Below are 13,947 nucleotides of genomic sequence, written 5' to 3' on the forward strand. Positions count from 1 at the left end.
GCATCCCCTCGTCCTCTGTCGGCGTGTTGACTCTCTCACTATGGTATATTTTATGCTGGAAATGAGCTCATGCAAATCTCACACACAGCTAGGGTCGGGGGGACACTACACAGAACCCGACAAAAAACCGCCTGCGGTCTCTTGCAGACGGTTTATGCATGAGGAGAGAGGAGAGAATTCCCATCGTCCGGCTTCTGTTAAAGGCCCTCTCCGTTCTTTAGGGGCAATTATATATGAAAAATCGAATAGAATTCGCTACTTCCCGCGATTTCGACGCGATGTATATGAAATATCATACAGATTTGTGCCGCAGCCCGATGGAACCCATTAATGTGTATGAAAAATCGAATAGAATGCAGCATTTTGCCGTTATCGATTGAATTATACTCGAAAAATCGCATAGAATCGCCAGCCGTAGCCGGCCGTATCTGCTCATTACATGCTCGATCAGACCTCATCTGTCGAAGTTACCGCAGTTACCTTACCTGAACTCCTCAATAAACTTCTGCGCCGCGCTCGTGAGCGGCAGGTTCCGCATATTCATGATCCCGACCTGGGACGGCGGCAGCTCCACGTCCAGCCGAATTTCGAACAGCGAACCCTCCTCCAGCTCCTTCGACACGAACTCCCGAGCCACGTAGGAAACCCCCAATCCTTTGCGCGCCAATTCGATCAGCAGGTCAACGCTGCCCACCTCGATTTCCGGCTTCAGCTCATAGCCGTATTCCTGGAACAGCTCCGTGATCGCCATGCGGGCCCGGCTGTTGCGCGAGAACAAGATAAGCGGATGCTGCAGCAGCGTCTCGAGTGAGATCACTTTGTCCTTGAGATCGGCGTACGCGCAGCCGGCTACAAAGCAATCCTGCAGTTGAATGCCTTCCCGCACCTCGATATGGGAATCGACGATCGGCATCCGGGCAACGCCAAGGTCAATTTTCCCCTCCTTCAGATAACCCATGATTTCCGGGGTTGTGCCGTGAAGCAGCTGAATCCCGACGTCCGGATAACGGTGGTGAAACTCCTCCAGATACGGAAGCAAGTAATGCTTGAACAACGAGTCGCTGCCGCCGATCCGCAGTACGCCGGTTTCGAGGCTCTTGAGCTCGGCCATCTTCTTCTCCGCCAGGGAGATGAGGATCTGCGATTGTTCGATATAGGAATACAGGACCGCGCCTTCCTGCGTCAACGACACCCCCTTCGAATTCCGGTAAAACAACGTCAGGCCAAAGCTTTCCTCCAGTTGCTTGATGGCATGACTGACGCTCGGCTGCGTCAGGAACAAGGCGTTGGCCGCCTGGGTCAAACTGCCGGTTTTGGCCGCCCAATAGAACACTTTATATAATTCATAATTGTTTGTCATAAATGCAGTCTATAACTCCTGTCAAATATATTAATTTCACCTATGGAGATATTCGTATTATAGTGGAATCAGTCAAAATAATCCATAGCTTAGAGATGGGATTTAGGTGTATACCCTACAGCTTTACGGGCCACCTCCCCTGAACACATAAATGAAAAGCTATGCCGAGAGGAGAGAACCTGGATGGATGCCAATACATTTGTATTGTTTGGGGCAACCGGGGATTTGGCGAAACGCAAAATTTACCCTGCCCTGTTTAATTTATTTTTGGATGGAAAGCTGCCGGAAACCTTTTCCGTGATTGGCTTGGGCCGCAGAGAATGGTCCGACGAGACCTTTAAGGCTAACATCGAGCGGTCTCTGCACAGCTTTTCGCGGCGCGAAGCAAGCGATGCGGAGGCAGTCAACCAATTCCTGGGCTTCTTCCGCTACCATGTGCTGAACGTCGACCGCAAGGAAGATTACCAAAGCCTGCTCAAGCTGGTTGAAGAACGCGAGCAAGCCCTGGGGATTACCCCGAATCGACTGTTCTACTTGTCGGTAGGTCCGGAGCTGTTCGAGACGATCGCCGCTCATATCCAGGATAGCGGGCTGGGCGAGACGACAGGCTGGAAACGCCTGGTTATTGAAAAACCGTTTGGCCGCGACCTGCAATCCGCTCGGGATTTCAACGCGCAGCTCAGCAAAGCTTTCACCGAAGAGGAAATTTTCCGCATCGACCACTACCTCGGCAAGCCGATGGTACAGAAGCTCCAACTGCTGCAGCAAACAAATCCGGTGCTTCAGGCTTCCTGGAACAACCGTTATATCGCTAACGTGCAGATTACGGCCAGCGAAATCGTCGGGGTCGAAGAAAGAGCCGGTTATTACGACCATTCCGGGGCGTTGCGCGACATGTTCCAGAATCATATGCTGCAATTGCTGATGATGCTCGCTGCTCATTTGCCGAAAGGCGATGATTCAGAGCAGGTCCGCTATAAGAAGAAGCATGTGATGCAATCGCTGGAGCCGTTGCTGCGCCAGGACGTCGCAACCCAGGTGGTGCGCGGTCAATATGCGAGCGGGGCGATTCAAGGGAAGCCGGTCGTCGGCTACAAGGACGAAGCCGGAATTCCGCAGGATTCCCAGAACGACACGTTTATCGCTGCCAAGCTGCAAATCGAAGACGATTTCTGGCGGGGGATTCCGTTCTACATCCGCACTGGCAAACGGATGAAAGAGAAAGCCACGCGAATCGTCATCGAGTTCCGAGAGCCGGTGAAGCAGGTCACCGCGTCCAACAACGGCGGCGCTCCGAATTTGCTCGTGTTCGAAATCAGCCCGAACGAAGGCATCTATCTGCGTCTGAATACAGAAGGCGAAGCGCAGCAGCAGGATCTCACGAAAGTCCTGATCGGCTCGCACAAGAGCGGCAGCGATGTGCCGGAAGCTTACGAAAATCTGATTTATGACGCCCTCCGCGGCGATTCTTCCTTCTTCGCCCATTGGGATGAGGTCGAGTTGTCCTGGAAATGGGTGCAGCCGATCCTGGACGCCTATGCGGCCAACGAGGTTCCGCTGTACGAATATCCGGCGGGCAGTTTTGGTCCGCAAGCCGCCCATGAGCTGCTAGCCAAAGACGGCTTCGAGTGGTGGTTCGACCGGGAAAGCGAAGCCCCATCTGCAAGAGAAAACGCAGGGAAATCATCGGATCAAGAGCCTTTATCCGTCAAGTAACGGGGAGCACCAGCCTTTTCGCCCCGATAGTTCAAATCTGAACTTTACAAATTGGAGGGATTTGCGATGAAGTTTTTCGTTGACACAGCCAATCTGGAAGACATCAAAAAGGCCTATAAAATCGGCGTTTTGTCCGGGGTAACCACCAACCCTTCCCTGGTCGCCAAGGAAGGCGTCAAGTTTGAAGACCGTATCGCCGAAATCCTGCAGGCCATCTCCGACGTGGAATCCGTATCGGCGGAAGTGACGCCGGATGCGCTCACCGCCGAAGAGATGATCGCCCAAGCCGACGAACTGATCAAAATCAATAATCGGGATCCGCGGATTACGATCAAGCTGCCGATGACGATTGCGGGCCTCGAAGCGACCAAATATCTCGCTCAAAAAGGCGTGAAGACCAATGTAACCTTGATCTTCACCGTCAACCAGGCTTTGCTGGCCGCCCGTGCAGGCGCCACCTACGTATCGCCGTTCCTCGGCCGACTGGACGATATCTCGGAAGACGGCGTACAGCTGGTTGCGAAAGTAGCCGAGTTGTTCCGCATTCACGGGCTGGATACGCAGATCATCGCTGCCTCCGTTCGTCACCCGGACCATGTCACCCGCGTGGCTCTGGCCGGAGCGCATATCGCCACGATCCCGTACAGCGTCATCGAGCAATTGACGAGACATCCGCTTACGGATCAAGGACTGGAGAAATTCGCAGCCGACTGGAAGAACTCCGTGAAATGAAAGAAGAAATTCCCTATAAACACAAAGGATAGGTTTGGAGGTATATTCAAATGAAAAAGCAACAAATCGGGGTCATTGGCCTGGCTGTCATGGGCAAGAACCTCGCGCTGAATATCGAAAGCAAGGGCTTCTCCGTGGCCTTGTATAATCGTTCTGCCGAGAAAACCAAGGAGCTGCTGGAGGAAGCGCCGGGCAAAAATTTCGTCGGCACCTACAGTGTTGAGGAATTCGTGCAGGCGTTGGAAACCCCACGTAAAATTCTGATTATGGTGAAGGCCGGCAAGCCGACGGACGACACGATTAATCAGCTCATCCCTTATCTGGAAAAGGGCGACATCCTGATCGACGGCGGCAACGCCCACTTCCCGGATACGCAGCGCCGCAACAAGGAGCTGGAAGCCCAAGGTTTCCGTTATATCGGGGCCGGCGTATCCGGCGGCGAAGAAGGCGCGCTGAAGGGACCGGCGATCATGCCTGGCGGACAACGGGATGCCTATGAGCTGGTCGAGCCGATCCTGACGGCCATTTCGGCCAAAGTGAACGGCGACCCTTGCTCTACCTACATCGGTCCGGACGGCGCCGGCCACTATGTGAAGATGGTTCACAACGGCATCGAATACGGCGACATGCAGCTCATCGGGGAAGCCTACCAGTTGCTGAAAGATGTGCTGGGACTTGGCGTGGAAGAACTCCATGATATTTTCACCGAATGGAACAACGGCGAGCTGGACAGCTACCTGATCGAAATCACCGCCGACATCTTTGGCAAAAGAGACCCGGACACCGGCAAGCCGATGGTGGATGTTATCCTCGACGCCGCCGGACAGAAAGGCACCGGCAAATGGACCAGCCAAAGCGCCCTCGATCTCGGCGTACCGCTGTCCATCATCACGGAATCGGTGTTCGCCCGCTTCATCTCCGCGATGAAAGCCGAGCGTGTTGCCGCCAGCCAACGGCTGAATGGACCGGCCACCCAGCCGTACACAGGCGATAAACAGGCGTTCATCGAAGCCGTTCGCAAAGCGCTGTATGCCAGCAAAATCGCTTCGTACGCCCAAGGCTTCGCGCAGATGCGACTCGCTTCCGAGGAATACGGTTGGGATCTGAATTATGGTGCGATCGCGATGATTTTCCGCGGCGGCTGCATTATTCGCGCCCGCTTCCTGCAGAATATCAAGGACGCTTACGACCGCGATCCGGAGCTCAAAAACCTGCTGCTGGACGATTACTTCAAAGACGTCGTGGAGAACTACCAGGAGGCCTGGAGACAAGTGATTGCCACCGCCGTGACCCGCGGCATTCCGGTTCCGGCCTTCTCCTCCGCTCTGGCTTACTACGACAGCTACCGCTCCGAGCGGCTGCCGGCCAACCTGCTGCAAGCACAGCGCGATTACTTCGGCGCCCATACGTTCGAGCGCGTTGACCGGGAAGGCAGCTTCCATTTTCAATGGATGGATAAATAACGGGTTCGTCTTTGTCCGACGGCCGTTCATCTCATTATGAAGAAAGCCGCGAGATCTTCCTCGCGGCTTTCCGTTGTTTGAACCTTTCGTGTCCTTTTGTGAAATTAGGCAGGGACTTCGCAGGAAGTGATGGAATAGGGAGTAATCATCGAACTTGAAAGGAGCGTTATACGGATGGCTTACGCAGATCATTGTAATAGATCGAAAGAATCCCGGAATGAACTGGCTTCAAATCAAGCTAGGCTACAGAACTTGGAAAAGCCGGAACGAATACGCCAGCTTCCTCCTGAGCGGTTGTTGGATCTGTTGGCCCTAAAGGAAACAGACACCGTCCTTGACCTGGGGGCGGGAGGCGGATACTTCACCTTCCCCGCGGCACGCCGCACGGAGAACAAGGTTTACGCGGTCGATAATGATTCGTTCATGTTGGACATCCTGCAAGAACGCAGCCGAATCTATGAAACCCCACAGGTGGAGATTCTTGCAGGGGACTTGGAGCATGTCCCGCTGGCTTCGTCATCTGTAGATGCCGCGATCGCTTCGCTTATCCTGCATATTTTGGAAGATCCGGCAGCCGGAATAAAGGAAATACGGCGCGTGATGAAGCCCGGCGCCAAAGGACTCGTCGTGGAATGGCTGCATCCCCGTCCGGACGGCAAACCCGGACACCGCATATCGCTAACAGAGATGGAGCGTCTTTTGCAGCCATCTACCGTTTTGTCCGTGCGTCAATGGGCGGATACTTATTATTCCATTGTTTTCCAAAAATAGGTTGAACGAATACGGGAGGAACTGTACGCATCGGTGTCGAATCTTTACTAATCTCGACGAAACTGAGGAGTGAAAGTGATTGATCATCCTGAAAAACGATTGGGCTCCTTACCTGGAGGCCGAATTCGAGAAACCGTACTATTTGCAGCTGCGTAAATTTTTGGCGAACGAATATAGAACTAAGACGATTTATCCCGATATGTACGATATTTTCAACGCGCTTCATTATACTTCTTTCGCCGACGTCAAAGTCGTGATTCTGGGCCAGGACCCTTACCACGGGCCGGGGCAGGCGCACGGGCTCAGCTTCTCCGTCAAACCGGGCGTGAAAGCCCCTCCTTCCCTGCAAAATATGTTCAAGGAGCTGCGGGACGATTTGGGCTGCCGCATTCCCAATAACGGCTATTTGGTTCCGTGGGCGAAGCAAGGCGTACTGCTGCTCAACACCGTGCTGACCGTACAAGCCGAGACGCCGAATTCCCATAAGGATAGAGGCTGGGAAAATTTCACGGACAAGGTGATCGAAACGTTGAACCAAAAGCAGGATCCGGTCGTATTTTTGCTGTGGGGCAGCCATGCGCAGAAAAAAGCGGCGCTGATCACCAACCGCAACCATCACCTGATCAAAACGCCGCACCCCAGCCCGCTGTCCGCCCACCGGGGATTCCTGGGCAGCAAGCCGTTTTCGCGAACGAACCAATTTTTGCGTGCTAAAGGGCTGGCCGAAATCGATTGGCAGATTCCCGATTTGTAATCGGTGACTGAAAGGTGATTTCGCTTGGGACCCGAAAACCGTATTTTTGCCGCCATCGAGGAGCTGGAACGGAATTTGTTCGAGGAGTTGAATATCGCAAAAGCGCAACAGGGCATTCGGTAAAGGAATACGTGCGTAAGCGGCGGTTGTCCCAAGCTTTGGCCATGCTCAAGCACTCTAGCCGGAGCCTGAATGTTTTCCTGAAATAAACTCAAACGATGCTTCGGACCAATCCCCCGTCGATCCGCAGCGAGGCCCCGTTGATCGCAGAAGACAGCGGGCTGCTGAGATAGGTGACGAAATGGGCGATTTCCTCCGGCCGGATCAGGCGCTGGATGATCGAGGTCGGCCGGTTTTCGGCCATAAACTTCTTTTCCGCTTCTTCGATCGTCAACTGCTCGTTCGGGTAGAGCGTATTCAGCATCGTCTCAACCCCCTCCGTCAACGTCGAGCCGGGCATGACCGTATTAACCGTGACGGCGGTTCCTTTCGTCAGCTCGGCCAAACTGCGGGACAACGACAGTTGCATCGTTTTCGTGGCGCTATAATGCGCCATTTCCAGCGACGGCATGACCGCCGCTTCGCTGGCGATAAAGATGACCCGGCCTGTTTGCTTCTCCAGCATCCGCTTCAAGTACCCGCGGGCCAACCGGACCCCGCTCATCACGTTGACTTCAAAGAACCTGAACCATTCATCGTCGGGAATGTCAAAATATTCGGCGGGTTCGAAAATGCCGAGATTGTTGATCAAAATGTCCAGGTCCGGATGTTCTTCCATCACCTTGCGGCAGCCTTCCTCCGTGCCGAGGTCGGCGGCCGCCGGCTTCAGAACGGCAGCCGGATGCTGCGCCCGGATTTCCGCAATCACCTGCTCGACCTTCTCCGCGCTCCGGCCGTTGACGAGCACGGTCGCCCCTTCCGCCGCCAGCGAGGCGGCGATCGCTTTGCCGATGCCGGCCGTGGAACCGGTGACGAGCGCTATTTTCCCTTTCAATTGCAAATCCATGTTCAATACCTCCTCGGAAGTTCTCCATCAGTTATGTTATTATGCACCTTGGGGCTCAAAACGAACAGTACGCACTTTAAAGTAACATAAGCACATAGAAGTTCCTGACGTAAACCCATTTCTTTGTAAAAGGGGACAAAGGCATGAAGCATTTAGCCAACAGCCTTACTCTAAGCCGAATGATCCTTTCACTGCTGCTGATTTTGATGATGAACCGACCGATCCTTTTTATTATCACCTATTGCCTGGCCGGACTAACCGATGTGTTGGACGGGCAGATTGCGCGCAAAACGAATACGGCCAGCGAATTGGGGGCCAAGTTGGATTCGCTGGCCGATATGCTGATGTATGGCGTGATCGCTTCGGCGTTGATCATCTGGACGGGCGAAGGAATGAAGAGCGTATGGCCGTACCTGTGCATCGCCATCGCCATCCGAATCGCGGCGCTTCTCTTCGCCGCTTACCGCTATCGAACTTTAGCCATGATTCATACCCTGGGAAACAAGGCAACCGGACTAGTCGTATTTTTCGCTCCTTTGATGATATTTTCACCGCATTACGCCGCTTCGGCGTTTCGTATCGTATGTATCGTATCCAGTCTCGCCGCCGCGGAGGAACTATTAATCCATCTGACCTCTCGGGAGCTCGACTTGAACCGAAAAAGCTTCTTTAGGTCAAACCCTACTTCGCCCGACTGACCTGACTCCTACTCAGCCCATCCCTTCCGCCAGCGAAACCAGCTTGTTAACCGTCTTCCAATTGCGCACGGTGGCGGATGCGTCCAGCTTATGCATGTTGGCAGCCAGCTTGGAGTTCCGGACGCTGTCGGAGAACAGCAGATACACCTCCCTGCCAGCCGTGCGGAATTGCTCCTTCTCGTTCGCGTAGGGAGCAAAACGATCCAACGCTTCCGCCGAAGCCGATTCCGCCGCGGACACCTCCTCCGCCGTAAACGGGCAGCCTGCCGCCACGGCGCGCAGCTCTGACGCCGTTCTTAGCACGACCGGGACGTTCAGACCAAAATCCTGGCGGATGACCTGTTCCGCTTCAACTCCGCCATTTTGACGATATTTTTGCCGCCGACGTTAATGCCCCGCAGCAGCGCGATATGAATGGTCATGGCCGTCCGATTCCCCGCTAGTTTTACAACTTACACTTAGTTAGCCCGCTTTAGCTCAATAATCAGAAACTAAGCACTAGCGTTGCATTAAAGGTTTCAAGTTAAGCCAGCACCTTTTGGCGTTAGATCAACACTTGCCGTCCGGAAGCTTTGCACCATTATCCCATTTGATCAGGTAACAGGGAAACCGACAAGCCTCGGAGAAAGGGAAGAAAATATTGGGGGTTTAGACTGCAGCAAAATCACAGTATTTTCGTTTCAACTGCCTCTTGTCATGGATCTCCACCCCGGTCTGCTGCACTTCTCCTAGCCCCCGACCTTTACTCCCTTAACGAAAGGGATAATCGTGCAAAGCAGCATGCAGAGACAACAAGACTCGAACCCACTTCATCCGCCGAAAACCCGGCATATAGGCTTAACAGGAAGCCATGTATCGAAATAACTGGAAAAAGTCATGTTAATTTTAATTAAACTGGCAGATTTTCACTAGACAAGTATCTATTATCTCTTGAACCGAACCAATAGAAAAAAGCCCTATCCTAAGGATTAATTTCTTGCCTAAAGCCACAGGAGATAACCTATCAGTCGATGACTATGGCAGTTCAAATGATAAACCTTCGATCCAGATTTTCCGTAAACGTCTTGAGGGTATTCGCCAGTTGATGCTCGTAATACGGCAAATCTTTCAATACTTCCGCCCTGATTACGCGGACTTGGGTAAATTTATGTTTGTAAATTTGGTTATGATTTTCGATAAAATAACTGCGGCATCGCTGCACCCCGTAGTCCTCGACAGCATCCAAAAAAGCGGCCGTTCGTGATCCAACAAGCCACTGGAATAACTTTTGAGGATTTGGAAGAAATTCCGGTTTAATAGGTAGAGCGTCTTCGTTAAAACAGGATGCTTCACGTTATATTTCCGAGCAGGTAAAACAGCCTGGTAAAATAAATCTTCAACCTGTCTTCCAGGTCGCTGCTGAAGGCAATTTCCTGATATTGATTTTGATCCACCACAAAAAAGCTGATGAAATGGGAATTTAAAAAGAGATTTTTATACTTGGAGAATAAGTCCCTTAAATAGAAATGATCCTGCTTATCGATCTCGTCAATCACGAGGATCAACTGATACCCCTCTTCTTTCGCCAGCCGCCTTTATAGGTCCGACAATCGATAGCGTCATGCGCATCCTGGCGGCGAATCCGGGCCTCGACCCGAGCAACCTGCAAATCGGGCAGGTCCTCTGCATCTTTTTTGATATATATATGTATTTTTATAGAAACTTTACTGTTAATTATAGAAGATAAATACATTTTTGGGTATATTGTGAATAGGGCGATGTTTTTATTACCCTCTATCCCCAGTCAGCGCGTCCTCCACTCTTTCCTGAAGGCGAGGTGAACGGGCTGTTTTTTGTCTATCGCTAAGGCACGTTTGTTTTTACTAGAATCACTCAAAAGGAGGATGAAATCGGCTATGGGCAAATGGATGAAGAAAAGCGGAGCTTTGTCTTTCAGTTTTTTGTTAGCGCTTACAGGTTATTGGAGCTCTTTTGCTCCCGCCGCGAACGCGGCGGCATCCGATTACAATTACGCCGAGGCGCTGCAAAAATCGATTTATTTCTACGAATCGCAGCGTTCCGGCGATCTCCCGGATAACAACCGCGTGGAATGGCGCGGCGACTCCGGGCTCCAGGACGGGGCGGATGTCCACCATGATCTGACGGGAGGATGGTACGATGCCGGGGACCACGTCAAATTCGGATTTCCCATGGCTTCGACCGCGACGATGCTCGCCTGGTCCGTTTATGAGTACAGGGAAGGATATGAACAGTCCGGCCAACTCGAAGAAATTTTGGACAACATCCGGTGGGCAACTGATTATTTCATGAAAGCCCACACGGCTCCAAACGAGCTGTACGGCCAGATTGGGAACGGCACCGCGGACCACAACTGGTGGGGTCCGGCGGAAGTCATGCCGATGCAGCGTCCGGCCTACAAAATCGACACCGCCCATCCCGGCTCCGATCTGGCCGGGGAGACGGCCGCCGCGCTTGCCGCTTCTTCGATTATTTTTCGGGACAGCGATTCGGCTTATGCGGACAAGCTGCTTCGGCATGCGAAGGAATTGTACGATTTTGCCGACCAATATCGCGGGAATTATTCCGACAGCATCACCGATGCCAAACAGTTCTACAACTCTTGGAGCGGATACGCAGATGAGCTAAGCTGGGGCGCCGTTTGGCTGTACTTGGCGACGAACGATCAAGCCTACCTCGACAAAGCCGTCGCCGCCAGCAAGCTTTGGGGCACCAATCAACAAGGCGATTGGGACTATAAATGGACGCATGCCTGGGACGACAAGCATTACGGCGCGCAATTGCTGCTGGCCCGGATCACCGGCGATGCCAAGTTCGTTCAGTCGACGGAACGAAACATGGAATTCTGGACGACCGGGGTTGCAGGAACGGGAGAACGCGTCACGTATACGCCGGGCGGTCTGGCCCATCTCGATCAATGGGGCGCGCTGCGTTATGCCGCCAACCAGGCGTTTCTCGCTTTTGTGTATTCCGATTGGGTGAGCGATCCCGCGAAGCAAAAAAACGCGCGTTCATTCGCCGAAAAGCAAATTTTGTACATGCTTGGCGACAACCCGCGGAACAGCAGCTACGTGATCGGATTCGGCAACAATCCGCCGCAGCACCCGCATCACCGCACTTCCCACGGTTCCTGGGCCGACAGCCAAAACGTGCCGGAGAATCACCGCCACATCCTGTACGGCGCACTCGTCGGTGGTCCTTCCAGTACCGATGCTTACACCGATTCCATCGGGGATTACGTCTCCAATGAAGTTGCGACCGACTATAACGCCGGCTTCACCGGCGCTTTGGCCAAAATGATGATCCTGCACGGCCAGGGCCGGCAGCCTCTCCCCACGTTCCCCGCTCCGGAGACGCGCGAGGATGAAATGTTCGTCGAGGCTTCGGTCAATGCCAGCGGCAGCAATTTCGTGGAAATCCGCGCACTGCTGAACAACCGCTCCGGCTGGCCGGCGCGCGCCAGCGAAAATCTGTCCTTTCACTACTACCTGGATCTCAGCGAAGCGATCGAAGCCGGTTACGGTCCCGAGGACATTACCGTGACGGCTGGAGGCTACAATCAAGGAGCAACGGTATCCGAGCTGCGGCCGTATGATGCGAACAATCATATCTATTACACAACGATTGACTTTTCCGGGACGCGCATTTATCCCGGCGGCCAATCCGCTTTCCGCAAGGAAGTGCAGTTCCGCATCGCCGCGCCGCTGAACACGAACTTCTGGAACAACGCCAATGACTTCTCGTTCCAGGGCGTGGCCACAGGCGGAGCGGCTCCGGTGAAAACACCGTATATGCCGGTGTTCGACGCCGGGGTACTTGTATTTGGAGAATTTCCTGCCGGGGGCGGAAATCCGGGAGAACCGACGGTACCGGCGGCGCCACGGAACGTCAAGGCCGTGGCCGGCGACGGCACTGTGCAACTGTCCTGGAACGCAGTCAGCGGGGCCGAAGATTATGTGATCAAAAGATCGATAACCGGTGGCGGCCCTTACGAGACCGTCGGAACATCGGACGTACCGGGCTTCACCGACGCTGGGCTCGTTAACGATACGACGTATTATTACCTCGTTGCCGCTAGGAACAGCGTCGGGGAGAGCGTCTCTTCGGCTCAAGTCAGTGCCAAGCCGCACACGACCCCGATTCCGTCGGACAGCGATTTGAAGGTTCAGTATCGCACGAATGACACGAACCCCGGCGACAATCAGATCCGGGCGCAATTCCGGATCGTCAACGATGGGGAGGAACGCGTGGACCTCAAGGATGTGAGGCTGCGTTATTATTTTACGGTCGACGGCGACAAACCCCAGCAGTTCCATTGCGATTATGCGGCCATCGGCAGCGGCAATGTGAACGGCAGCTTCGCGAAGCTGGACGAGGGCTTGCCGGGGGCCGACTATTATCTGGAGGTATCCTTCGACCCCGGTGCGGGCAGTCTGGCCCCCGGCACGGACAGCGGAGAAATTCAGGTTCGCTTCAATAAGACGGACTGGTCGAATTACAGCGAATCGGACGACTTTTCTTATGATGGGACCAAAACTTCGTATGTCGATTGGGAGCGCGTTCCGGCGTATTTGAACGGCACACTGGTTTGGGGACTTGAACCTTAAGCGATATTCAAGAAATAGAGAGTTGTCCAAATTATCCAGGCCCGGCACTTTTTCTGCCGGGCCGTTTTCAATTCACTTCAACGTCCGCTTCAAAAACTCCCGTGTCCGCTCCGTCTTCGGTTCATTGAAGATCTGCTCCGGCGTTCCCTCCTCGGCGATCACGCCCTGGTCCATAAACACAACCCGGTCGGACACCTCCCGAGCGAACTCCATCTCATGGGTGACGACGATCATCGTCAGTCCGGAGAAGGCCAGCTCCTTCATCACCTTCAGCACCTCGCCCACCATCTCGGGGTCCAGCGCCGAGGTCGGCTCGTCGAACAGCAGCACGTCCGGGTCCATGGACAAGGCGCGGGCGATCGCCACCCGCTGCTTCTGTCCGCCGGAGAGCTGCTTCGGCTTGGCGTGAATATATTGCTCCATGCCAACATCCCGCAAGTATTTCATGGCGATCTCGGTGGCCGCTTCCTTGGAGCGCTTCAGCACCTTGACTTGGCCCACGACGCAGTTGCTGAGCGCGTCATGATTGTTGAACAGGTTAAACTGCTGAAAAACCATCCCCAAATGCCGGCGATACGACGAGACCTTGTGCGTATCCCCCAGGATATTGGTGCCGTTGTAGACAATCTCCCCGCCGCTTGGCTTCTCCAGCAGATTGATGCAGCGGAGCAGCGTCGATTTGCCGGATCCGGAGGAGCCGATGATGCTGACGACCTCCCCCTTGCTGACCGACAGATTGATATCCTTCAGCACCTCGTGGGTACCGAAAAATTTGCTCAAATGCCGAATTTCGATGACCTTTTCCATCCTCACTCCTGCTTT

At 53.8% G+C, this 13,947-nt stretch carries 12 protein-coding genes and 1 pseudogene; 8 read left to right on the plus strand and 5 right to left on the minus strand.

What is annotated here, in order from left to right:
• Positions 1-481: 481 nt before the first annotated feature.
• A complete protein-coding gene (locus BN3795_RS21660; RefSeq protein ID WP_068786774.1) occupies positions 482-1,360 on the minus strand; it encodes a LysR family transcriptional regulator in 879 nt (292 codons plus the stop codon).
• A 183-nt stretch (positions 1,361-1,543) separates the two neighbouring features.
• Between BN3795_RS21660 and zwf the strand changes: the two genes are divergently transcribed.
• The 5 genes from zwf (at position 1,544) to BN3795_RS21685 (ending at position 6,796) form a co-directional block, all read left to right on the plus strand.
• The gene (gene zwf / locus BN3795_RS21665; RefSeq protein ID WP_068786775.1) at positions 1,544-3,076 is read left to right on the plus strand and encodes a glucose-6-phosphate dehydrogenase; all 1,533 of its coding nucleotides are present in this window, start codon (positions 1,544-1,546) and stop codon (positions 3,074-3,076) included.
• A 66-nt stretch (positions 3,077-3,142) separates the two neighbouring features.
• Positions 3,143-3,808, plus strand: coding sequence for a fructose-6-phosphate aldolase (gene fsa / locus BN3795_RS21670; RefSeq protein WP_068786776.1), 666 nt, complete (start codon positions 3,143-3,145; stop codon positions 3,806-3,808).
• 50 nt (positions 3,809-3,858) lie between these two features.
• A complete protein-coding gene (gene gndA / locus BN3795_RS21675) occupies positions 3,859-5,271 on the plus strand; it encodes an NADP-dependent phosphogluconate dehydrogenase (RefSeq protein WP_068786777.1) in 1,413 nt (470 codons plus the stop codon).
• Positions 5,272-5,445: 174 nt separating this feature from the next.
• Complete coding sequence (locus BN3795_RS21680) at positions 5,446-6,042, plus strand: class I SAM-dependent methyltransferase (protein ID WP_068786778.1); 597 nt, start codon at positions 5,446-5,448, stop codon at positions 6,040-6,042.
• 79 nt (positions 6,043-6,121) lie between these two features.
• Positions 6,122-6,796, plus strand: coding sequence for a uracil-DNA glycosylase (locus BN3795_RS21685; RefSeq protein ID WP_068786779.1), 675 nt, complete (start codon positions 6,122-6,124; stop codon positions 6,794-6,796).
• Positions 6,797-7,007: 211 nt separating this feature from the next.
• Here BN3795_RS21685 and BN3795_RS21690 read toward each other — a convergent pair whose 3' ends face one another.
• Positions 7,008-7,802, minus strand: coding sequence for an SDR family NAD(P)-dependent oxidoreductase (locus BN3795_RS21690; protein WP_068786780.1), 795 nt, complete (start codon positions 7,800-7,802; stop codon positions 7,008-7,010).
• A gap of 143 nt (positions 7,803-7,945) precedes the next feature.
• Between BN3795_RS21690 and BN3795_RS21695 the strand changes: the two genes are divergently transcribed.
• Positions 7,946-8,500: a CDP-alcohol phosphatidyltransferase family protein gene (locus BN3795_RS21695; RefSeq protein ID WP_068786781.1), complete on the plus strand. Its 555-nt coding sequence runs from the start codon at positions 7,946-7,948 to the stop codon at positions 8,498-8,500.
• A 12-nt stretch (positions 8,501-8,512) separates the two neighbouring features.
• Here the strand turns inward: BN3795_RS21695 and BN3795_RS25230 are convergent.
• Positions 8,513-8,922, minus strand: a pseudogene (locus BN3795_RS25230) (DUF1697 domain-containing protein).
• A gap of 554 nt (positions 8,923-9,476) precedes the next feature.
• Between BN3795_RS25230 and BN3795_RS25690 the strand changes: the two are divergent.
• Complete coding sequence (locus BN3795_RS25690) at positions 9,477-9,743, plus strand: hypothetical protein (RefSeq protein WP_198524792.1); 267 nt, start codon at positions 9,477-9,479, stop codon at positions 9,741-9,743.
• Positions 9,744-9,828: 85 nt separating this feature from the next.
• Here the strand turns inward: BN3795_RS25690 and BN3795_RS21705 are convergent, their stop codons facing one another.
• Positions 9,829-10,044: a hypothetical protein gene (locus BN3795_RS21705; protein ID WP_068786783.1), complete on the minus strand. Its 216-nt coding sequence runs from the start codon at positions 10,042-10,044 to the stop codon at positions 9,829-9,831.
• A gap of 339 nt (positions 10,045-10,383) precedes the next feature.
• Between BN3795_RS21705 and BN3795_RS21710 the strand changes: the two genes are divergently transcribed.
• Positions 10,384-13,125 (plus strand): glycoside hydrolase family 9 protein, encoded by a 2,742-nt coding sequence (locus BN3795_RS21710; protein ID WP_068786784.1) that lies wholly within the window; start codon positions 10,384-10,386, stop codon positions 13,123-13,125.
• 72 nt (positions 13,126-13,197) lie between these two features.
• On the opposite strand, the gene BN3795_RS21715 is transcribed toward BN3795_RS21710, so the two are convergent.
• Positions 13,198-13,932 (minus strand): amino acid ABC transporter ATP-binding protein, encoded by a 735-nt coding sequence (locus tag BN3795_RS21715; protein WP_068786785.1) that lies wholly within the window; start codon positions 13,930-13,932, stop codon positions 13,198-13,200.
• Positions 13,933-13,947 lie beyond the last annotated feature (15 nt).

It is taken from the genome of Paenibacillus phocaeensis (assembly GCF_900021165.1).
GTDB classification, from domain to species: Bacteria; Bacillota; Bacilli; order Paenibacillales; family Paenibacillaceae; genus Fontibacillus; species Fontibacillus phocaensis.

Bases quoted from the DNA above. Each gene is read 5' to 3' on its own strand.
- zwf (WP_068786775.1), top strand. From the start codon at position 1,544: ATGGATGCCAATACATTTGTATTGTTTGGGGCAACCGGGGATTTGGCG.
- BN3795_RS21680 (WP_068786778.1), top strand. From the start codon at position 5,446: ATGGCTTACGCAGATCATTGTAATAGATCGAAAGAATCCCGGAATGAA.
- BN3795_RS21715 (WP_068786785.1), bottom strand. From the start codon at position 13,932: ATGGAAAAGGTCATCGAAATTCGGCATTTGAGCAAATTTTTCGGTACC.
- BN3795_RS21710 (WP_068786784.1), top strand. From the start codon at position 10,384: ATGAAATCGGCTATGGGCAAATGGATGAAGAAAAGCGGAGCTTTGTCT.
- gndA (WP_068786777.1), top strand. From the start codon at position 3,859: ATGAAAAAGCAACAAATCGGGGTCATTGGCCTGGCTGTCATGGGCAAG.
- fsa (WP_068786776.1), top strand. From the start codon at position 3,143: ATGAAGTTTTTCGTTGACACAGCCAATCTGGAAGACATCAAAAAGGCC.
- BN3795_RS21695 (WP_068786781.1), top strand. From the start codon at position 7,946: ATGAAGCATTTAGCCAACAGCCTTACTCTAAGCCGAATGATCCTTTCA.
- BN3795_RS21660 (WP_068786774.1), bottom strand. From the start codon at position 1,360: ATGACAAACAATTATGAATTATATAAAGTGTTCTATTGGGCGGCCAAA.
- BN3795_RS21690 (WP_068786780.1), bottom strand. From the start codon at position 7,802: ATGGATTTGCAATTGAAAGGGAAAATAGCGCTCGTCACCGGTTCCACG.